This window comes from Achromobacter sp. ACRQX (genome assembly GCF_022346505.1).
Classification (GTDB): domain Bacteria; phylum Pseudomonadota; class Gammaproteobacteria; order Burkholderiales; family Burkholderiaceae_B; genus Achromobacter; species Achromobacter animicus.
The window spans coordinates 1-21,111 of record NZ_JAKRML010000013.1 but is presented as its reverse complement, the minus strand read 5'-3'; the positions used below and the strand labels follow the sequence as shown (position 1 = coordinate 21,111).

Below are 21,111 nucleotides of genomic sequence, written 5' to 3'. Positions count from 1 at the left end.
TGTTGCGTTATCCCTGCGTGCCGCGCCACCACAAACGGATGGAATCCCACGCGCGGCCGGCAATGCCCGCCTCGGCCACCGGCTCCAGCGCGACAACCGGGAAGCGCATGGCGGGCTTGCCGTCGACCGTCACCCGCAGTTCGCCCACCGTCGATTGCGCGGCGATCGGCGCAACCAGCGGCGCCTGCGGCGCCCAGACCGACTCGACCTTCGCGCCGGCGGGCACGGTGACGTACGCGTCCCGCGAGAAGCCGACCTTCATGCTGTCCGCCTCGCCCTTCCAGACCTCCGGCGTCGCGACGGTTTGGCCGCTCGCGTAGAGCTTGATGGTATTGAACCCCTGGAAGCCCCATTCCAGCAACTCGCGGCTTTCCTGCGTGCGCAGCTTGTCGGACGCAGTGCCGACCACCACCGTGATCAGCCGCCGCTGATCGCTGCCATTGGGCCGGCGCGCCGAGGCAATGATGCAATAGCCGGCCGATGCCGTATGTCCGGTCTTCAACCCATCAACGCTGGGATCCAGCCACAGCAGCCGGTTACGGTTGGGCTGCGTGATCTTGTTGAAGGTGAACTGTTTGGCCGAATCGTAGGTCTTGTAGAGCTGAGGAAAATCGCGGATGAAGCGGGTGGCCAGGATCGACAGGTCGCTCGCGGTGGAATACGTATTCGGATCCGGCAGCCCGTGCGGACTGGCGAAACGCGTAGCGTGCAAGCCCAGACGCGCGGCGGTGTCGTTCATGCGTTCGACAAAGGCTTCGACGCTGCCCGACACGGCCTCGGCCAGCGCGACGGCCGCGTCATTGCCCGATTGGATCATCAACCCGCGAAGCAGGTCGTCCACCGATACCTTGGAGTTGGGCTCCAGGAACATCTTCGAGCTTCCCGCCGGCACCTTCCAGGCCCGCGTCGAGATCGTGACGAGCTGGTTCGCGGTGAGCTCTTTCTTGGTCAACGCCTCGAACACCACATAAGCCGTCATGATCTTGGTCAGGGACGCCGGCTCGATGCGCGTCGTGGCCGCGTGCGACGCAATGACCTGGCCGCTGGTTTCATCCAGCAGCAGCCAGGCCTTGGCCGACAGCGCAGGCGCGGGCATCGATTGCGCCATTGCGCTGGATATACAAGCGGTCGCAACGAGCAGGCTCGCCGCCAACTTCTTCATCAACATATAGCTGCTTCACTTCCATGTTCTGGTTTTCTTCGGGTGCGCGCGATTGCAAGGGAAAGGCCTGATTTCAGGCACTTTCCGCGCCTGCCTGCCGCGCGCGCCGCCCGCAATTGGAACATGCGCCGCCAGATAGGTTCATCCGCATGCCTCGCGACGGCGTCTGACCGCGCGCCTTCGCAGCGCTTTCCATCGCGCGCGCGGCCTGCGGCTATGGCCCGCGAAAACGCCGGCGAATGTCACGACATCTTGCGAAACCCCTTGCAGAAAGCACTTTTCTGCGTCGAAAACAACAAACAGTGGCTTAAAACCCGTTGGAAAGCCGCTTTTACCGCCACTCTTCCGCTATCATCGGGCGCGTAGCGTCAAATGCCGATATCCGGCACGCGCTGCTCCATGTCCTCAACATACGGATTTTGACCATGGCCACGAAAGCTAAAGCTCCTGCCAAGAAAGTCACCAAGACCGCCGTCAAGGCGCCCGCAAAGAAGGCAACTGCCGCCAAGCCCGCCGTGAAGCCGGCTGCCAAGAAGGCCGTCGCCGCCAAGAAGGTCGCTGCCGCCCCCAAGGCCATCAAGGCCGCGATGAACAAGACCCAGCTCATCGCCTACATCGTTGAGCAATCGGGCGTCGAAGCCAAGTCGGTCAAGGCCGTCCTGGCCAGCCTGGAAACTTCGGTGCTGGGTTCCGTGGACAAGAAGGGCGCTGGCGAATTCACGCTGCCCGGCCTGTTCAAGGTTGCCGTGCAAAAGGTTCCCGCCAAGGCCAAGCGCTTCGGCAAGGATCCGTTCACGGGCGAAGAGCGCTGGTTCCCCGCCAAGCCGGCTTCGGTCAAGGTGAAGGTTCGCCCGCTCAAGAAGCTGAAGGACGCCGCGCAGTAATTTCATTACGCGCAGTCTCCGGTCAAGCCGGAAAGGCCCGCCTCGCAAGAGGCGGGCCTTTCTTTTTGTCGCGCGCGCTTTGCGTTGTGCCGCCCACGCTTTGCGTTGATCCCGAGCCGCTGCTAGAATTTTGTCTTTACGTGAAGATACTTCACATTAAAACAACAGCCACTCGCCATGAATGACCTCGTCGATCTCGTGATTTCGCAGTGGGCCAAAGAGTGCCCGTCGCAAGACTTCTCCGCCATGTCGGTCGTTGCGCGTCTCTTCCGCCTGAATGCCTTCGCGGCCCGCAACGTCAACCGCACCTTTCGCCAATACAACCTGCACCAAGGCGAATTCGACGTGCTCGCCACGCTCTACCGCACTGGCGCCCCCCACGCCATGAATCCGCAAAAGCTTGTGGAAGCCCTGTTGCTCACGTCCGGCGCCATGACCAATCGCCTGGACAGGCTGGAACAGGCCGGGCTGCTCGTGCGCAGCCCCAATCCCGAGGACCGGCGCGGCGTCATCGTGTCGCTCACCGCCGAAGGACTGCGCGTCATCAAGGTCGTGCTCAAGGACTATCTGGCCGATCTAAATGAATTTCTCGAACCGCTGTCGGCGGCCGAGCGCCGCCAATTGGCCGGTCTGCTGAAGAAACTGCTGCTCAAGCAGGACCAGGACACGCCCGGCAGCGTCGGTGCGTAACCCGTAGCGACCGCTTCATCTTCAATACCACTTGCGCTTCAGATCAGTGACTTCCCCCGAACAAACCACCCCGGCCCTCACCGCCCCCATCATCCTCCTGATGTCGGTGGCGACCGGCCTGGCCGTCGCCAGCAACTATTACGCGCAGCCCCTCTTGCACACCATCGGCCAGCAGTTCTCGATTTCGAACGCCACGGCCGGCACGATCGTCACCACCGCGCAGCTCAGCTACGCCGTGGGGCTGATGCTGCTGGTGCCGCTGGGCGACATGTTCGAGCGCCGTTCGCTGATCGTGCTGATGAACCTGCTGTCGGCGGGCGGCCTGCTGATTTCCGCCTTCTCCACCAGCATCTCGATGCTCATCATCGGCACCGCGCTGACCGGCATGCTGTCCGTCGTCGCCCAGATCCTCGTGCCGTTCGCGGCCACGCTGGCGGCGCCCCACGAGCGCGGCAAGGCCGTGGGCACGGTCATGAGCGGGCTGCTGCTGGGCATCCTGCTGGCCCGCACCGCGGCGGGCGCGCTGGCCGACGTGGGCAGCTGGCGCACGGTGTATTGGGTCGCCGCCATCCTGATGCTGTGCATGTCCGCCGTCCTGTGGCGCGTATTGCCTCGCTACCAGAGTCCCACGGCAATGAGCTATCCGCAGCTGCTGGGCTCCATCCTGCGCATGTTCGTCGAGGAACCCCTGTTCCGCGCCCGGTCCCTCATCGGCGGGCTGCTGTTCGCCGCCTTCAGCATGCTGTGGACGCCGCTGACCTTCCTTCTGGCTGGCCCGCCCTATGAATACAGCAACACCACCATCGGCCTGTTTGGCCTGGCGGGCGCTGCCGGGGCCTACGCTGCCAACCGCTTCGGACGCCTCGCCGACCGCGGTCTGGGCAATCTCGCCACCCGAGTGGGTCTGCTGCTTCTGCTGGGTTCCTGGGGACTGATGGCCTTCGGGCAGGTGTCGGTGCTTGCTCTGCTGGCCGGCATCCTGGTGCAGGATCTGGCGATCCAGGGCGTACACGTCACCAACACCAGCTCCATCTACCGCCTGCGGCCCGAGGCGCGCAGCCGCCTGACCGCCGGTTACGTCACCTGCTACTTCATCGGCGGCGCGTCGGGTTCGCTGGTTTCGTCCTGGCTGTACGCCCATTTCGGCTGGTCCGCGGTGGTGATCGCGGGCGCCGTCCTGGCGGCCCTCACGCTGGCTTATGGCGCGCTTGCGCCCAGTGCGCGCATCCCCGAAATGCCCTCGCCCCCTGCCAGCGCCTAGCACCTCCTATAATCAGGGGTTTTGACCGCCACCGCGCCCCGGCGCGATGGGGCGGCTCACCCCTTTATCGCCACCGCGCACGAGCCCATGCAGGAACGCTACCTCCCCACTACCGTCGAAGCGGCCGCCCAACAAGACTGGCAGGCCCGCGACGTCTATCTGGTCCACGAACACGCCAAGAACCCCGACGGCTCCGAAAAGCCCAAGTTCTACGCCTGCTCCATGCTGCCCTATCCCAGCGGCAAGCTGCACATGGGCCACGTGCGCAACTACACCATCAACGACATGATGGCCCGCCAGCTGCGCATGCGCGGCTACAACGTGCTCATGCCCATGGGCTGGGACGCCTTCGGCATGCCGGCGGAAAACGCCGCCATCAAGTCCAAGGTGCCGCCCGCCAAGTGGACCTACGACAACATCGCCTACATGAAGAAGCAGATGAAGGCGATGGGTCTGGCAATCGATTGGACGCGCGAAATGTGCGCCTGCGATCCGCAGTACTACAAGTGGAACCAGTGGCTGTTCCTTAAGATGCTCGAAAAGGGCGTGGCCTACCGCAAGACCCAGGTCGTCAACTGGGATCCGGTCGACCAGACCGTGCTGGCCAACGAACAGGTCATCGACGGCCGCGGCTGGCGTTCGGGCGCCCTCGTTGAAAAGCGCGAGATCCCCGGCTACTACCTGCGCATCACCGATTACGCCGACGAACTGCTCGGCGCCGTTCAGAACGACCTGCCCGGCTGGCCCGAGCGCGTGCGCCTGATGCAGGAAAACTGGATCGGCAAGTCCGAAGGCCTGCGCTTTGCCTTCCCGCACCAGATCGCCGGCCAGGACGGCCAGCTGATCCAGGACGGCAAGCTGTACGTCTTCACCACCCGGGCCGACACGATCATGGGCGTGACGTTCTGCGCCGTGGCGCCCGAACACCCGCTGGCCTCGCACGCGGCGGCCAACAATGCGCCGCTGGCCGCGTTCATCGAACAATGCAAGCTTGGCGGCACCACCGAGGCCGAAATGGCCACGCGTGAAAAAGAAGGCATGCCCACGGGCCTGTTCGTCACGCACCCCATCACGGGCGCGCAGGTCGAAGTCTGGGTCGGCAACTACGTGCTCATGACCTACGGCGACGGCGCCGTCATGGGCGTGCCGTCGCACGACGAGCGCGACTTTGCCTTCGCCAAGAAATACAACCTGCCCATCGTGCAGGTCGTGGACGTGGCCGGCAAGGACTATTCCACCGACGCCTGGCAGGAATGGTACGGCGACAAGCAATCGGGCCGCACCATCAATTCCGGCAAGTACGACGGCCTGTCCTACAAGGAAGCCGTGGACGCCATCGCGGCCGACCTCGGCGAAAAGGGCCTGGGCGAAAAGCAGACCACGTGGCGCCTGCGCGACTGGGGCATTTCGCGCCAGCGCTACTGGGGCACCCCGATCCCGATCATCCACTGCGAAGACTGCGGCCCGGTGCCGGTCCCGGAAAAGGACCTGCCCGTGGTCCTGCCCGACGACCTCATCCCCGATGGCAGCGGCAATCCGCTGGCCAAGAACGAGGCCTTCCTGTCCTGCGCGTGCCCCAAGTGCGGCAAGCCCGCGCGCCGCGAAACGGACACGATGGACACGTTCGTGGACTCGTCCTGGTACTTCATGCGCTACACCTCGCCCGGCAACGACAACGCCATGGTCGACCAGCGCAATGACTACTGGATGCCGATGGACCAGTACATCGGCGGCATCGAGCACGCCGTGCTGCACCTGCTGTATGCGCGCTTCTGGACCAAGGTCATGCGCGACATGGGTCTGCTCAACTTCGACGAGCCCTTCACCAAGCTGCTGTGCCAGGGCATGGTGCTGAACCATATCTACTCGCGCAAGACGCCCCAGGGCGGCATCGAGTATTTCTGGCCTGAGGACGTCGACAACGTCTATGACGATCGCGGCGCCATCGTCGGCGCCAAGCTGAAGTCGGACGGCTCGGCCATCAACTACGGCGGCGTGGGCACGATGTCCAAGTCCAAGAACAACGGCGTCGATCCGCAATCCCTGATCGACACGCTGGGCGCCGACACGGCCCGCCTGTTCGTCATGTTCGCCAGCCCGCCCGAGCAGACCCTCGAATGGTCCGACTCCGGCGTCGAAGGTTCCAACCGCTTCCTGCGCCGCCTCTGGTCCATCAGCTACGGCCATCGCGAAGCCATCGCCCGCGGCCTGGCCCAAGGTACGGACTGGACGCAGGCGCCCGCCGCCGTCAAGGATCTGCGCCGCGAGGTCTACGGACTGCTCAAGCAGGCCGACTACGACTACCAGCGCATCCAGTACAACACCGTCGTGTCCGCCTGCATGAAGATGCTGAACGCCATCGACGACGCCAAGCTGCCGGAAGGCGCCGATGCCGACGCAGCCTATGCCGAAACCGTCGGCGTCCTGCTGCGCGTGCTGTACCCGGTCGTGCCGCATGTCACCTGGCACCTGTGGCAGGATCTGGGCTACGCCAAGGAACTCGGCGACCTGCTCGATGCGCCGTGGCCGCACGTGGACGAAGCCGCCCTCGTCGCCGACGAGATCGAACTGATGCTGCAGGTCAACGGCAAGCTGCGCGGTTCCATCCGCGTGGCCGCCAAGGCCCCCAAGGAAGACATCGAAAAACTGGCCGCCAGCCAGGAAGAGGTCGCCCGATTCCTGGAAGGCCGTCCGCCCAAGCGTGTCATCGTGGTTCCGGGCAAACTGGTCAACGTCGTAGGCTGATGAGGTCAAGCATGTACTTCGCCGGGCAACAATCGCAACTCTCCCGCCAATCCTGGCTGCTGCGCGGCGCCTGCCTGGCGCTGTTCATGCTGCTCACCGCCTGCGGTTTCGCGCTGCGCGGCGTGACCCCAATGCCGTTCGAACGCCTGTACGTGGGCATCCCCGATACCACCCAGTTCGGCGCGGACGTGCGCCGCGCACTGCGCGCGGCCTCGCCCGACACCAAGCTGGTCGACACGCCCAAGGAAGCGCAGGCGATCCTCCAGCAGGTCAATGACTCGCGCACACTGCGCGAGGTCTCGCTCAACGCTCAAGGCCGTGTGGAATCCTACGAACTTGGCATCAACTACACGTTCCGCCTGATCGACGCCCAGGGCCGCGCGCTGGTCCCGGACACGACGCTGTCCATCTACCGGGAAATGCCGTACGACGATCAGGTCGTGCAGGCCAAGCAGGGCCAGATCGACACCCTGTTCAAGGCCATGCAACGCGATCTGGTCTCGCGCGTGCTGCGCCGCATCACCGCGCCTGACGTGCACAAGGCATTCGAAGCCGCGCAGGAAGGCGACGACGAAAACACGCCGCTGTTCAACCCGAACGAACCGCAGCGGCCGCGCGTGCCCACCCCCTGGCAGACGCCGTCCGTCACCGACCCGACCAACGTCCGCTAGCCCATGGCACAGCCTCTGGACGCGGATCGGCTGGCCGAACACCTGCAGCGGCCCGGCAATCGGCTGGCGCCGCTGTACACGGTCTCCGGCGACGAACCGCTGCTGGTGACAGAAGCCGTCGACGCGTTGCGCGCTGCCGCGCGCAACGCCGGCTACACCGAGCGCCTGTCCATGGTGATGGACGCGCGCAGCGACTGGAGCGCGGTCCTTGCCGCCACCCAGAGCGTGTCGCTGTTCGGCGACCGCCGCATCCTTGAAATCAAGATCCCCACCGGCAAGCCGGGCAAATCCGGCGCCGACACGCTGACCAAGCTGGCCGAACAGGCCGAAAAGCAGCCCGAGGCCGATACGCTCGTCTTGATCGCCTTGCCGCGCCTGGACAAGGCCACCCGCGAAAGCCGCTGGATGCAAGCGCTGGTGCGCGCCGGCATGGCCGTCGACATCGCCAACATCGAACGCGGCCGCCTGCCCGCCTGGGTCGGCATGCGCTTGGCGCGCCAGAACCAGCGCGCCGACAGCGCCACCCTGCAATGGATGGCGGACAAGGTCGAAGGCAATCTGCTGGCCGCCCACCAGGAAATCCAGAAGCTCGGTCTGCTCTACCCCGAGGGCCAGCTCGCCCCCGAAGACGTGGAGCGCGCCGTGCTGAACGTCGCCCGCTACGACGTCTTCGGCCTGCGCGACGCCATGCTGGCCGGCGACATCGGACGCACCATCCGCATGATCGACGGCTTGCGCGCCGAAGGCGAAGCCCTGCCGCTGGTGCTGTGGGCGGTCGGCGAAGAAATCCGCCTGCTTGCCCGTATTGCCGAGGCGCGCGCGTTGGGACAGGACGCCAACGGCCTCATGCGCCGCCTGCGCATCTTCGGCGCCCACGAACGCTTGGCGCTGCAGGCCCTGAACCGGGTCCAGCCCGGCGTCTGGCCTGCCGCCGTGCAGCACGCCCACGAAGTCGACCGCCTCATCAAGGGCCTCTCGGTGCCCGGCCGCCTCGCGGATCCCTGGGAAGAAATGACCCGGCTGGCCCTGCGCGTGGCCGCCGCCGGCGGACGACCGTGAAGGCGGCCTCGCCGCCGCCTTCGCCTCGTCCCCCTTGCGCTCCCACACCCGGCCCCCAGACCGGATCTCGCCCGGCCCGACAGCCGGATATACACTGAGTCTCCAGGCGGCGCCCGCGCCGCCCCATCACATGATCGACGCCGCCATGTCCTCGTCCTCCATCGAACAAGCCATGCTCACCCTGGGCGAAAACGCCCGCCGCGCCTCGCGCGCCATGATGCGCGCAGACAGCGCCGCCAAAAACCAGGCGCTGATCGCCATGGCCGACGCCCTGACCGCCAGCCACGACGAACTGAAAGCCGCCAACGAGAAAGACGTGTCCGCTGCCCGCGCCAATGGGCTGGAACCCGCGCTGCTGGACCGCCTGACGCTGTCGGACAAGACGCTGGCGCACATGGCAGAAGGCCTGCGCCAGATCGCCGCGCTGCCCGATCCGATCGGCAGCATCACCGCCACCACCGTCCGGCCAAATGGCATGCGCGTCGCCCAGATGCGCGTGCCATTAGGCGTGATCGGCATCATTTACGAATCGCGCCCCAACGTCACTATCGACGCCGCTGCCCTGTGCCTGAAGTCCGGCAATGCCGCCATCCTGCGTGGCGGCAGCGAGGCCCTGCACTCCAACGTGGCGCTCGGCCGCATCGTGCAAACGGGCCTGGCCGCCGCCGGCCTGCCGCAGGATGCGGTGCAGGTCGTCGCCACCGCCGACCGCGCGGCCGTGGGCGCGCTCATCACCATGACCGAACACATCGACGTGATCGTGCCGCGCGGCGGCAAAGGCCTCATCGCCCGCCTGTCCCAAGAGGCGCGCGTGCCGCTCATCAAGCACCTGGACGGCAACTGCCATATCTACATCGACGCCGCGGCGGATCCGGACAAGGCCCACGCCATCGCCCTGAACGCCAAGACCTACCGCTACGGCATCTGCGGCGCCATGGAGACGCTGCTGATCGACGCCGTGGCCGCCGTGTCCATCCTGCCCAGCCTGGCCGCCGCCTTCACCGAACACGGCGTGGAACTGCGGGGCTGCCCGCGCACACTGGCGCTGCTGCCCCACGCCACGCCCGCCACCGAAGAAGACTGGGCCACCGAATACCTGGCGCCCATCCTGGCCGTGCGCATCGTCGACACGCTGGACGACGCCCTCGAACACATCGCGCGCTACGGCTCGGGCCACACCGACGCGATCGTCACGCAAGACCTGTCGGCGGCGCAGCGCTTTCAGCGCGAGGTCGACTCCAGCTCGGTCTACGTCAACCTTCCGACCTGCTTTGCGGACGGCTTCGAGTACGGCCTGGGCGCCGAGATCGGCATCTCCACGAACCGGCTGCATGCGCGCGGCCCCGTGGGCCTGGAAGGCCTGACCACGCTCAAGTGGGTGCTGAACGGCGAAGGCCAGACCCGCGGCTGACAGCCCGGGCGCGCCCGCGCTCGTACTGACGCGGCCCTGAACACGGGGCCGCGCCAAGCCCTCTACAATAGGGCCAGCTTTTTTGCCTGAATTTGTCCATCCCACGCGGCCCGGCCGCGCATCGTTGAGATCCCCATGCATTCACCCGTCATGGCCATGGCCTTCAGCCTTTTCGTGCTCTGTTTCATCACCTGCACGATCAGCGGCATCGTGCTGTTCTTCGTCAAGACCAAGCAGGTCAACGCGGCGCTCAAGCACCCGTACCTGCAGCACCGGCCGTTCAAGCAGTTTCCGCTGGCGATCCAGGCCGCGATCATGCTGGATTACTTCTTCCGCCTGATGTTTCCGGGCACGCGCTTCTGGCTGATCGGCAACGCCAACGACCTGCTGTCCCACGTCGAACCCAAGAAGATCCCGCTCGCCCTGAAATGGCCGATCGTCGGTTTCTGGGGCTCGTGCTGGCTGGGTCTGATTGCCATGATCGTGTTGTGGATCATGCTGTTCCTAGGAGTCTGAACGCATGCAGATCAAGTTTGAAGACTATCCCGGCAGCGTCGATGCGGCGCGCTTCCTGATTGCCGCGCGCCAGTCGGGCATCGCCGGCCCGCGCCTGCCCGCCGAATGCCGCCCGCAGTCCTTGGGCCAGGCATTTGCGGTGCAGCAGCGCACGGCCGAACTGCTGCGCGCGACTCGCCAGGACAGCATCGCTGCCTGGAAAAGCGCGCTGCCGTCTCCGGAAAAGACCGTCGTGGCGCCCATCTACGCATCAGGCACGGCGGACGCCGCGGCCGGCCCCATCGCCGCCGGCAGCGACATCGTGCGCATTGAGCCCGAGATCGCATTTGAGCTTGCCCGCGACCTGCCGCCGCGCGACACGCCGTACACCGAAGCCGAGATCGACGCCGCGGTGGGCGGCGCCCGCCTGGCGCTGGAAGTCCTGGGCTGTCGCTACGCGTCCCCGGAACACGCCAGCCTGCCCGAACTGCTGGCGGACCACATGTTCAATCAGGGACTGGTGCTTGGCCCCCGCATTTCGTCGCCCGATGCGGCGCCGGGCTGCATGACCATCACGCTCAAGGTCGACGGCGTCGAAGTCGAGCAGCATGCCGGCATCCACCCCAACGATCGTCCCAAAGCCGGACTGTATTGGCTGGCCAATTTCCTGCGAGAGCAAGGTTTGGGTCTGACGGCCGGCCAGCATGTCATCACCGGTTCGTACGCGGGATTCCTGGACGTCCCTGCGAATAAGGATGTCGAACTGACGTACGGTGACCTAGGCGTGCTGGAGGTGCGCTTCGGCGGTTGAACACGCACGCCGGTGGATGAGGCGGGGCCAGCCCTGGCGCAACCCACGATTCACTGCGACGGTCGCGGGTCACAGCTACCGGCCAAAAGCAAAGCCACGGTCACCGACCACCGCCCCCCGGCCCGTCGCCGTTGACGCTGTTATCGAAGCGCCGGCTCCGCGATGCCGACCGCCTCGCCGCCCGCCTCGATGATTTCACCGGCTGCCAGGCACAGGTCCTCTCGGAAGCGCCCCGCCACCACCTGCACACCCACCGGACTGGGCCCCGCGCTGCTCATCGCGCTGCCCATGGCCACGGACAGTCCGGGCAGGCCCATGAACGGCAGCCCGATCTGGATCATCTGCGCGCGCCAGACCCGCGCGTAGGCCGCGTCGCCCTGCAGGTCGAGGTTGTCGGGGAACGGCAATTCGGCCGACACCGGCAGCAATAGCACCGGATACTCGGCAAAAAACACCTCCCACAGGCGCGTGAGCGTCGCACGGCGCGTCAACACCGCCGAAAAGCTTGTCAGATCGGCGCTTGCCGCCTTGTCGCGCTGCCCGGCCAGCGCCACCAACGCGCCTCGGTCGCCCTCTTTTTCCGCTGCCGCCACCATGGCGTCATAGCCGTCGGCCATCCACATGCGGATCTGCAGGTCGGCGGCCTCCTGCATCGGGGGTATCGCTTCCAGCGTATCGACCGTCCAGCCTGCTTCGCTCAGCCGTCGCGCCGCTTCCTGCAATGCCTTCACGATGGCCGGATCGGTGTCCATGCCGTCGGGGTTCAAACACAGCGCGGCGCGCTTCGGCACTTCCGGGCCGGTCAGCGGCGCCGGCACCCACCACGGATCACGCGGATCCGGCGCGGCCAGCGCGGCCAGCCCCAACCGGATATCGGCAATGGTGCGCCCCAACGGACCCGACACCGCCGTGATCTGCCCGCCAATCGACCGCTCCGGCAGCGCGGCGTTATACGCCGCCACCCGGCCCAGCGACGGACGCAGGCCATGCACGCCGCACGCATACGCCGGATAACGGATCGAACCGGCGATGTCCGTGCCATGCGCCAGATGCCCGATGCCGGCCGCCACCGCAGACGCGGCGCCGCCGGACGAGCCGCCGGGCGTCAACGCCGGATTACGGGGATTGCGCGTATCGCCATGCAGCGCGTTGCCGGTAAACCAGCGCAGCGAAAACGCCGGCGTATTGGTCCTGCCCACGATCACCGCACCGGCGCGCCGCAAGTTGTCGACGACGGGACTGTTCCGTTCGGCGATCAGGTCCTTCTGCAGGCGCACGCCGTTGGTCGTGGCAAAGCCCGCCTGATCCACGTTGACCTTCACGGTGACGGGCACACCCGCCAGCAGGCCGGGATCTTCCCCGCGCGCGACCGCCGCGTCCACCTCTGCGGCCTGCGCCAGCACGTCCTCAGGCCGGTGATCCACCACCGCGTTGATCGCGGGATTGACGGCATCGAGCCGTTGCAGCGCGCTTTGCGCAGCCTGCACGGCGGACACCTCACGCTTGCGGACAAGGGTGGCAAGCTCAACTGCGGACAAACGCCAAAGATCGGACACGCGCGACTCCTGAAAATGTGGATTTTTCTGCGGGCCAGCAAACCTTAGCGCCAGTCTCGCCGCTCCACAACCCTCGGCTTGCCGCTAATTGCTCTCTTCGAAGACGTCGACAATCGCGTCCGCCACCGCCCTCACGCGCGCGGTGCGGTTCAGGTCGCCATGCATCACCAGCCACAGGTCATAGGCCTCGCTGCGGGCTGGCCAGATCCGCACCAGTTCGGGATGGTCCGGCGCCATGTGGGTCGGCAACTCGCCGATGCCCAGTCCCGCCACCACCGCGTCGATGATCATCAGCCCGGAATTCACCTCGACGCCGATGCGGCCGTTGCGGGTGGGCTCGCCGCATAGCGAGTCCGACCAGCCGGGCAGCACGGCCTGCTGATACGCGATCAAGGTGTGCCCCGCGAACGCGGTGCCGGGCCTGGGTTCACCATGCGCGGCCAGGTACGCCCGCGACGCGTACAGCCCCACCTCCTTGCGCGCCAGATGGCGATGGATCAGATCGGGGTTGTCGGGCTTGATGTTGCGGATGGCCAGATCCGCCTCGCGGCGCGTCAGGTTGCTGATCTGAATGCCAGTGGACAGCACCACGCGGATATCCGGGTGCTCGGCATGGACCCGCTTGATGGCTTCCATGATGAAGTAGCGGGCCACTGTTTCCGAAGTCGCAACCCGGACGACGCCGGACAGTCGGTGATCCAGCCCCTGCATCTGGCGTTGAAGCTGGTCAGCCGCCTGCTCCATGCGCTCGGCGGCGGCAAAGGCCAGCTCGCCCGCCGCCGTCGGCACGTACCCGCCGGGCGTGCGCAGGAAAAGTCGCGCGTCCAACGACGCTTCCAATGCGGCCAAACGCCGGCCGGCAGTGGCCTGGTCGATCTGCAGAACCGCCGCAGCGCCGCGCAGCGTCCCCACGCGGTGGATCGCCAGAAATATCCGTGCGTTATCCCAATCCATTTCAAGCCTTTGATGCAATTCTGCATGACTATAAAGCAGTAATTCGGCTTTTTTGCATCAAAGGAACCGCCTAAGCTTTGCACTCTCCGCGCGTTGCGCCATCAGAAAGAAACTTGCCATGTCCTCCGCCTGCCGCCCCGTCATTTCAATGGACGTGCCGCCCGCTTCCTCCACGGGATGGGTGCCTTTGGTCACCCTGGCCGTCGGCTTCGTCATGGCCATGCTCGACGTGACGGTGGTCAATGTCGCAATCCCCAGCATCGCGCTCCAGTTCACCGTGCCGCTCACGGACCTCGTCTGGATCGTCGACGGCTACACCCTGACCTTCGCCGCGTTGCTTCTGGTTGCCGGCGCGCTGGCCGACCGCTATGGCGCCAAGACGCTCTACCTGACCGGGCTGGGCGTGTTCACCGCCGCGTCCCTGCTTTGCGGGCTGGCGCCGAACGCCGACATGCTGATCGCGGCGCGGATGCTGCAGGGCGTTGGCGCGGCGCTCTTCATGCCCAGCTCGCTCAGCCTGCTCACGCACGCCTATGCCGACGAAAACGTGCGCAACCGCATGCTGGCCGCATGGTCAGCCATTGTGGCCGTCGCTGGCGCATCCGGACCGTTGCTTGGCGGCGCGCTGATCCACCAGTTCGGCTGGCGCAGCATCTTCCTCATCAACATCCCGCTGGGTCTGGCCGGCCTATGGCTCGCCCGCCGCCGCATCGCAACCGCGCCGCGGCGTCCCCGCGCGCTCAACCCCTTGAGCCACCTGCTCGGCGTCGTCGCGCTGTCTTCCTTGTGCTTCGTCCTGATCCAGGGCAACGCGTATGGCTGGGCTTCCCCGTCGATCGCTGCCACGGCGCTGCTGAGCCTCTCCGCCACGGCGCTGCTCGTGCACCGCGAACGCCGGCACGCCCAGCCCATCATCCCGCGTGCGCTCTTCGCCACCCGTCAATTCGCCGCCGCCAACGGCGTGGGCTTTCTCATCAACCTCGCCTCATATGGCCAGTTGTTCCTGCTGAGCCTGTTCCTGCAACACGCGCGCGGCGCCGATGCGTTGCAGACGGGCATCGAACTCGTGCCGATGCTGGCGGTGTTCTCCATCGGCAATCTCATCTCGGGCCGCGTGTCGTCGCGGTGGAGCGTGTCGGCCTCGCTGCTGGGCGGCGTCTCGCTCGCGGCGGTGATGAGCGCCATCGGCATCGCCACCTTTACACCCGGCGTCGCCTACTGGCCCTTCGCCGTTGTCGTCGCCCTGGCCAACCTGGGCGTCGGCATCGCCGTGCCTGCGATGACCAGCATCGTCATGCAGGTCTCCGGCAGCCAGCACGCCAACAGCGCGGCGGCAGCCTTGAACGCCAATCGCCAATCCGGCGCGTTGGTCGGCGTTGCAGTCATGGGCACCATCCTGCATCTTTTGCCGGACTGGCATGCCAGCCTGCCCGCGGCCTACAGCGTGATCACGGTCAGCTACGTCATCACCGTCGTGCTGACCGTGCGCTTCCTGCGCCGCGCCCGCAACGCCTGAGCGCGCGGCGGTATGTTGCTTTAGCCGCCCGCCAGAATCGCGACGCCGCGCCCAGCGTAGAACCTGTCGAAATCAGCCAGCGGCAGCTCCACATGCGCTTGCGATCCCGGCTCGCCCGACGGGTTGTGAAACCTCACAGACGTGGGCGTGGCGCGCGTCACCAGCACCAGATGTCCGCCTTTTTTCGGTGGTTCCCTGTCGGGCCATCGAATCCAGGGGTGGACCGACGCCATGAAGAAATCCGACTGCGCCATCAGACCCGGCAGGTCCGACGCGGGCAGATCGACGCACACCTGCGCATGCAAACCGAAAACGTCGGCGACATATCGCACGAACGGCGCATAGATCAGGCCCTTGATGTTTCCGTCCGCTTCCTCGATGTAGGCGCCATACGGCAAGCTGCCGCGGGCGAGCGCCAAAGTCGGATGGACGCGCCCCGTCCGTGCCGCCAACACCATCTTCAGACACGCCATTCCGCAGACATGGCCGGCCCAGCGCACATACTCGTCCAAATCTCGTGCGCCGGAATCGCGCCATGCGGGGTCGTGCGCCAGATCCAGCTCCTTGCGAATGATTTCGCCCGCCCGATGCGCGGACTCCCATTGGCAGAAATACGGAACGGTTTCGCGCGCGGGCGTCGGACTCATGCAAGGCTCCCGAGAGGTCGGAAAGCCCTTATGTTGCCGCCGCACTGCCCGCGTGGCAACGGCCCTTGCTTTGCTTCACAATGCAGCAAACCCAACAAAGGAGACCTGCATGTCCAGCATTGCGCCGTCTAGTTCTGCTTCGTCCGGTTCTGCTTCGTCCGGTCCTGCTTCGTCCGGTCTTGCTTCGTCCAGCTCTGTCTCGCCCGGTCCTGTTTCGTCCAGTTCCGTTCCATCCAATTCTATTTCGTCCAGCCCCGGCCCCATCCGCCGCGTCGCCATCGTCGGCGCCGGCACCATCGGCGCCAGTTGGGCCGCGTTGTTCCTCGCGCACGGACTGGAAGTCGTCGTCAGCGACCCCGGCCCGCATGCACAGGCCCAGACCCTTGCCCGCGTGCAGGTGGCATGGCCGGTCCTGGCCGAGCTCGGCCACGTGCGCCCCGGCGCCACCGCCGACGCGTTGCGCTTCGACCCCGACCTGCAAACCGCCCTGGCTGGCGTCGACTTCGTCCAGGAAAACGCGCCCGAGCGCGAAGATTTCAAAACCGACCTCTTCGCCCGCATCGACGCCATCCTGCCCCCGCACGTCATCGTCGCTTCCAGTTCGTCCGGCCTCATCATGAGCCGTCTGCAATCGCGCTGCCGCCATCCCCAGCGTTTCGTGATCGGCCACCCCTTCAATCCGCCCCACCTCATTCCGCTGGTCGAAGTCGTCGGCGGCGACCAGACCTCCGCCGACACGATGGACCGCGCTATCGACTTCTACCGCAGCATGGGCAAACACCCCATCCGGCTGAACAAGGAAGTCCCGGGCCACATCGCCAACCGCCTGCAAGCCGCCCTATGGCGAGAGGCCATCCACCTGGCCGCCGAAAACGTCGCCAGCGTCGCGGACATCGACGCCGCCGTCTCCCAAGGCCCCGGCCTGCGCTGGGCCCTGTTCGGCCCCCACATGACGTTCAACCTGGGCGGCGGCGAAGGCGGCCTCGCCCACTTCATGCACCACTTGCTAGGACCCGTGCAGACCTGGTGGGATGACCTGGGCACCCCCGAGGTCACGCCAGCACTGCAACAACGCCTGATAGAAGGCGTTAACGCCGAGGCCGGCCACCAAAGCATCGCAGACCTCGTCGAAGCCCGCGACGCGCAACTCACTGCACTGATCAAAGTGTTGCACCGGTGAGACCCTCGGAAAGGGACGCCGGGGAGTTCAGTTCGGCGGCGCTATCATCGGGGAGTTCGACATCGAACGTCGGCAGCCAAAGCCAATCCAAGCGCCGCACGGCGGGGCGACCGAGGGTGCGCCGCGATTTATGTACGAAGCCGATATTGGAAAATCTTGCTCAAACTTCATGCGCAAGGGGCTGGCGCGCTTTTGCGCCGGCATGCTTTTCCGCGGCATGCTTTTCCACCGGCACGCTTTTCCACCGGCATGCTTCTCCACCGGCGACGCTATTTCTCCGGCGACGCCTCTCCACCAGCGACGCTTTGCGCAGGTCCGAAACTTGCTCCGCTTATAAGTGCCTGATCGTGAGACGGGTGCCTGGTCGTGAGACGGGAATCTGCTCTCGGCAAGAAGTGCATTCTCTATCCGACCGTCTTCGTCACCACCGAAGGAGTTTTCTCGAATGATTTCCGTAATTCACGACACCGACCGTTCCCGCTTCACCGCCACCGTCGACGGCGTACTCTGCGTCCTGGACTATCAGCTCGAAAACGGCGCCATGGCCATCACGCACACGGGCGTGCCCAGTGCGGTCGGCGGCCGCGGCATCGCCGCCGAACTGACCCGCCAGGCCCTGCTCACCGCGCGCGAAAACGGCTGGAAGGTCCGCCCCTACTGCTCCTACGCCGACGCCTACATCCGCCGACATCCCGAATACACTGACCTGTTGGCGTAATCCTCTCTCGCAAGACAACTCACTTCAACTCCCCCGCCGTGCCGAAGCAAACAAGTCACACCAAAGCGCCTTGCCCCTGCGGCAGTCCTCGTTCCTACGCCGACTGCTGCGGCCGCTGGCACGACGGCCCGCAATCGCTTCAAGCCCCCACTGCCGAAGCCCTCATGCGCTCGCGATACAGCGCCTTCGTGCTGGACAAGCTGCCCTACCTGCTGGCCACTTGGCATCCCACCACGCGCCCCGCGTCACTCGAGTCCAATCCGCCCGGTTTGAAATGGCTTGGCCTGCAGATCAAGGCCGCAGCCGACCAGGACGCCGAACACGCCACCGTCGAATTCGTAGCCAGAAGCCGCCTGGACGGCCGCGCCAGCCGCATGCACGAGACCAGCCGCTTCGTGCGCGAGAACGGACAATGGTTCTACCTTGACGGCGACGTGCGCTGATCCCACGCCGCTAATTGCCAGCCTTAAGGCGCGAACGGTGCCAAGTCCCCGTCAATGGCCCGCTTCAGCGCATCCAGCAGATCGATCCCGACGGCGCCAAGCCCGCGCGCGTCGCCCACGATCGCCAGCTCGGTCGGCGGCACATCGGCAAATCCGTCTGCAGCGGCCAGTTCAACGTGCGTCTCCAGCCGCGCCGAGGTCGGCAACAGACTGATCCCCAACCCCGCCGCGACCGCTGCCTGCACGCCGGCCAGACTATGGCTGTGGTACGCGATATGCCACGGCTGCCCCGCGCTTTCCAGCGCATAGATCATCCGCTTGCGATACACACATCCCTGCGGAAATAGGACCAACGGCACCACCGCTGCCTTCTCATTGCGCTGTCGACCGCCCACCCACACCAGGCGTTCCGGCCATGCCGCAATGCAAGGACCATCGCCAGGCTCCCGCTTGACCAGCGCCAGCTCCAGCTCGCCCGACGCCAGCCCGGCGCGAAGATCCGTGCTCATGCCGCTAAGCGTTTCCAACCGCACCTGCGCGTGGCGCGCGGCAAATTCCGCCAGCAGCACTGTCAACCGCGACACATCGAAGTCCTCCGGCACACCCAGCCGTATCACCCGCGCGGCCCGCGGCGCCGACAACACGTGCTCCGCCTCCCCTGCGATCGCCAGCAAGCGTCGCGCATAGGTCAACATCAGCTCGCCGTCCTCGGTTGCCGACACATTGCCGCCGGCACGGTCCCGAAGCAGCAACGTCTTGCCCACGCTCTGCTCAAGCTTGCGCACCTGCTGACTGACGGTCGATTGCGTGCGATGCACCCGGCTGGCGGCACGGGTGAAACTGCCTTCGTCCACGACGCAGACCAGCGTCTTCAATAGTTCAAGATCCAGCATCTGGTTCAACTCGTATTGGACAGCGCCCGCCATGACCTTCACACAGGATAGGCTTATTTAGCAATCAACTGAGTGCGCAATTTTTATTAATTTTACAACTGCGCCACCAGAATCTTACGCTGTAGATTCCACCATCGCTGAAGGAACCGACATGCCCCTCGATCACACTCGACCCCAATGGCTCACCTTTGACTGCTACGGCACGCTCATTCAATGGGACGAAGGCCTGCAGGCCGCAGTGGAAAAAATTCTCGAGGCCCACCCCGGGTCCCCGCCACGGCCCTCCGCTGCGCAGTTCCTGCATAAATACGACGATCACGAGCACCGCCTCGAGCGCACCCCGCCCTACCGCAACTTCGCTGACGTAACCCGCGAATCGTTGCGGCTCACCATGGAGCATTTTGGCCTTCCGTACCGGCCCGAAGACGCAACGATGCTCACGAGCAGCATCTCCCGCATGCCACCGTTTCCCGAAGTCGTCGATACGCTCGCCAAGCTCAAGCAAGCCGGTTTCCGCCTTTGCATCATTTCCAACACGGACGACGACATCATCGCCGGCAACGTCGCCCAACTGGGCGGCTATATCGACCGCATCATCACCGCCGAGCAGGCCCACGCCTACAAGCCATCACGCGCCATCTTCGCTCACGCCCATCAAGCGCTGGGCGTCACCCCAGCAGACGTCGTGCACATCTGCGCCAGCCCGCACCTGGACCTCGTCGCGGCCCGGGACATCGGCTTCCGATGCATCTGGATCGACCGCGGCACCGGCCGCAAGCCCTTGCCTGACTACCGCCCTGAAGCTACCGTAGCAACTCTGGATCGTGTGCCTGACCTGTTCCGCGACGCCGGCTGGCTCTGATCCCCATCCCATCTCTTATTGAAGGTTGCCATGAACCAGGAACCCGGTTTCGCCGACGCTCTCTTCCATGTCGATCCCGTAACCGCGTTGCGCACGGACCTGGCGCTGGCACTACGTGCAGCGGCAGCTCACGGCTTGGGCGAAGGCGTCTGCAACCACTTCAGCGTCGCGTTGCCCGGCGACCCCGATCATTTCCTTCTCAACCCTCGAGGCCTGATGTGGAACGAGGTCCAGGCGGAAGACATCGTCCTCGTCGACGCGTATGGCAACAAACTCGCCGGCCGGCACGAGGTTGAACCGACAGCCATGTTCATCCACGCTGCGATCCATCGCATCGCGGGCAAGGCCTGTGTGCTGCACACCCACATGCCCTACGCCACCGCGCTCACCCTTACTTCCGATCGCGGCCTGGACACCACCCTGTCCCAAAACGCCATGCGCTTCCATGGCCGGCTTGCCATCGACGCGGAATACAACGAACTCGCGTTGGACGTGACCGAAGGCGAACGCATCGCCCACGCCATGCAGGGCGCCGACATCGTCTTTTTGGGCAATCATGGCGTCGTCGTCTGCGGGGAACGACTCGATTACGCGTACGACGACCTCTTCTTCCTCGAACGCGCCTGTACCGCGCAAGTCCTTGCGCAATCCACCGGGCGTCCGCTCGAACCCGTCAACGCGGAAATCGCAGCGAAGGTCGCCGCACAGATTCAAAGCGAACGCCTGCAGTCCGAGCTGTTCTTCGAAGCCCTGCGCCGCCAGCTCCCCTAACCTCGAAAACATCGAACCCAAACAAAAACCCCTCGCGGCGCCAGCCGCGAGGGGTTTCTTAATTAAAGCGATATACCAAGGAGGTTTTGAGGCCAGCAGCGCATAGCCGCGCCCCGCGCCGACGTATTAGCGCTCCGCGCCCAACCTGCTTCTGTTGTCAGGCAAAGGCACCGCTCGCCACGCGCCGCCGATGCAGCTGGGCACTTCTTATCCCGACGCCACAAAGACAAAACCCCGCAGGGGATACCTGCGGGGTTTTGAGCAATAAAAGCCTGACGATGACCTACTTTCACAGACGTCCGTCCACTATCATCGGCGCAAAGGCGTTTCACTGTCCTGTTCGGGATGGGAAGGAGTGGTACCACCTTGCTATGGTCGTCAG

At 65.4% G+C, this 21,111-nt stretch carries 20 protein-coding genes and 1 rRNA gene; 15 read left to right on the top strand and 6 right to left on the bottom strand.

The genetic code is table 11. The annotated features are described in order from the left end of the window. Positions 1-7: 7 nt before the first annotated feature. Positions 8-1,168, bottom strand: a complete 1,161-nt coding sequence (locus MHZ91_RS13775; RefSeq protein ID WP_239214100.1) for a D-alanyl-D-alanine carboxypeptidase family protein — start codon at positions 1,166-1,168, stop codon at positions 8-10. Between the two features lie 419 nt (positions 1,169-1,587). On the opposite strand from MHZ91_RS13775, the gene MHZ91_RS13770 reads away from it, so the two are divergent. The 9 genes from MHZ91_RS13770 to MHZ91_RS13730 all read left to right on the top strand — a co-directional run bounded on the left by MHZ91_RS13770 (position 1,588) and on the right by MHZ91_RS13730 (position 11,189). Continuing rightward, positions 1,588-2,046 (top strand): HU family DNA-binding protein, encoded by a 459-nt coding sequence (locus MHZ91_RS13770; RefSeq protein WP_063954526.1) that lies wholly within the window; start codon positions 1,588-1,590, stop codon positions 2,044-2,046. A gap of 177 nt (positions 2,047-2,223) precedes the next feature. Next, complete coding sequence (locus tag MHZ91_RS13765) at positions 2,224-2,736, top strand: MarR family winged helix-turn-helix transcriptional regulator (RefSeq protein ID WP_175125202.1); 513 nt, start codon at positions 2,224-2,226, stop codon at positions 2,734-2,736. 100 nt (positions 2,737-2,836) lie between these two features. Continuing rightward, positions 2,837-3,997: an MFS transporter gene (locus MHZ91_RS13760; RefSeq protein WP_239214236.1), complete on the top strand. Its 1,161-nt coding sequence runs from the start codon at positions 2,837-2,839 to the stop codon at positions 3,995-3,997. 87 nt (positions 3,998-4,084) lie between these two features. After that, positions 4,085-6,742, top strand: a complete 2,658-nt coding sequence (gene leuS / locus MHZ91_RS13755; RefSeq protein ID WP_239214097.1) for a leucine--tRNA ligase — start codon at positions 4,085-4,087, stop codon at positions 6,740-6,742. An 11-nt stretch (positions 6,743-6,753) separates the two neighbouring features. Beyond that, on the top strand, positions 6,754-7,413 hold the full coding sequence (gene lptE, locus MHZ91_RS13750) for an LPS assembly lipoprotein LptE (protein ID WP_175125200.1): 660 nt from the start codon (positions 6,754-6,756) through the stop codon (positions 7,411-7,413). 3 nt (positions 7,414-7,416) lie between these two features. Continuing rightward, positions 7,417-8,472 (top strand): DNA polymerase III subunit delta, encoded by a 1,056-nt coding sequence (gene holA / locus MHZ91_RS13745; RefSeq protein ID WP_239214095.1) that lies wholly within the window; start codon positions 7,417-7,419, stop codon positions 8,470-8,472. A 130-nt stretch (positions 8,473-8,602) separates the two neighbouring features. Further along, entirely contained in the window at positions 8,603-9,883 is a 1,281-nt protein-coding gene (locus MHZ91_RS13740; protein WP_370647811.1) for a glutamate-5-semialdehyde dehydrogenase, read from the top strand. A 135-nt stretch (positions 9,884-10,018) separates the two neighbouring features. Next, positions 10,019-10,399: a hypothetical protein gene (locus MHZ91_RS13735; RefSeq protein WP_175185805.1), complete on the top strand. Its 381-nt coding sequence runs from the start codon at positions 10,019-10,021 to the stop codon at positions 10,397-10,399. A gap of 4 nt (positions 10,400-10,403) precedes the next feature. Beyond that, entirely contained in the window at positions 10,404-11,189 is a 786-nt protein-coding gene (locus MHZ91_RS13730) for a 2-keto-4-pentenoate hydratase (RefSeq protein ID WP_239214092.1), read from the top strand. A gap of 140 nt (positions 11,190-11,329) precedes the next feature. Here the strand turns inward: MHZ91_RS13730 and MHZ91_RS13725 are convergent, their stop codons facing one another. Beyond that, the gene (locus MHZ91_RS13725) at positions 11,330-12,745 is read right to left on the bottom strand and encodes an amidase family protein (protein WP_239214090.1); all 1,416 of its coding nucleotides are present in this window, start codon (positions 12,743-12,745) and stop codon (positions 11,330-11,332) included. Positions 12,746-12,829: 84 nt separating this feature from the next. Then, positions 12,830-13,699 (bottom strand): LysR family transcriptional regulator, encoded by an 870-nt coding sequence (locus MHZ91_RS13720; protein ID WP_218344329.1) that lies wholly within the window; start codon positions 13,697-13,699, stop codon positions 12,830-12,832. Between the two features lie 118 nt (positions 13,700-13,817). Between MHZ91_RS13720 and MHZ91_RS13715 the strand changes: the two genes are divergently transcribed. Further along, complete coding sequence (locus MHZ91_RS13715) at positions 13,818-15,215, top strand: MFS transporter (protein WP_239214088.1); 1,398 nt, start codon at positions 13,818-13,820, stop codon at positions 15,213-15,215. A 20-nt stretch (positions 15,216-15,235) separates the two neighbouring features. On the opposite strand, the gene MHZ91_RS13710 is transcribed toward MHZ91_RS13715, so the two are convergent. Further along, the gene (locus MHZ91_RS13710; RefSeq protein ID WP_239214086.1) at positions 15,236-15,862 is read right to left on the bottom strand and encodes a hypothetical protein; all 627 of its coding nucleotides are present in this window, start codon (positions 15,860-15,862) and stop codon (positions 15,236-15,238) included. A 109-nt stretch (positions 15,863-15,971) separates the two neighbouring features. Here MHZ91_RS13710 and MHZ91_RS13705 point away from each other — a divergent pair, with 109 nt between their 5' ends. The 3 genes from MHZ91_RS13705 (at position 15,972) to MHZ91_RS13695 (ending at position 18,203) form a co-directional block, all read left to right on the top strand. Next, the gene (locus tag MHZ91_RS13705) at positions 15,972-17,042 is read left to right on the top strand and encodes a 3-hydroxyacyl-CoA dehydrogenase NAD-binding domain-containing protein (RefSeq protein WP_239214084.1); all 1,071 of its coding nucleotides are present in this window, start codon (positions 15,972-15,974) and stop codon (positions 17,040-17,042) included. 445 nt (positions 17,043-17,487) lie between these two features. Next, a complete protein-coding gene (locus MHZ91_RS13700) occupies positions 17,488-17,760 on the top strand; it encodes a GNAT family N-acetyltransferase (RefSeq protein WP_175139369.1) in 273 nt (90 codons plus the stop codon). 38 nt (positions 17,761-17,798) lie between these two features. Further along, complete coding sequence (locus MHZ91_RS13695) at positions 17,799-18,203, top strand: YchJ family metal-binding protein (protein WP_239214082.1); 405 nt, start codon at positions 17,799-17,801, stop codon at positions 18,201-18,203. Positions 18,204-18,226: 23 nt separating this feature from the next. Here MHZ91_RS13695 and MHZ91_RS13690 read toward each other — a convergent pair whose 3' ends face one another. After that, on the bottom strand, positions 18,227-19,096 hold the full coding sequence (locus MHZ91_RS13690) for a LysR substrate-binding domain-containing protein (protein ID WP_239214080.1): 870 nt from the start codon (positions 19,094-19,096) through the stop codon (positions 18,227-18,229). A gap of 151 nt (positions 19,097-19,247) precedes the next feature. Here MHZ91_RS13690 and MHZ91_RS13685 point away from each other — a divergent pair, with 151 nt between their 5' ends. After that, positions 19,248-19,958 carry a haloacid dehalogenase type II gene (locus MHZ91_RS13685; protein WP_239214078.1) on the top strand — a complete coding sequence of 237 codons (711 nt, stop codon included), beginning with the start codon at positions 19,248-19,250 and terminating at the stop codon, positions 19,956-19,958. Positions 19,959-19,988: 30 nt separating this feature from the next. Beyond that, entirely contained in the window at positions 19,989-20,729 is a 741-nt protein-coding gene (locus MHZ91_RS13680; protein ID WP_239214076.1) for an aldolase, read from the top strand. A 270-nt stretch (positions 20,730-20,999) separates the two neighbouring features. On the opposite strand, the gene rrf is transcribed toward MHZ91_RS13680, so the two are convergent. Beyond that, positions 21,000-21,111: ribosomal RNA gene (gene rrf, locus MHZ91_RS13675) — 5S ribosomal RNA — on the bottom strand.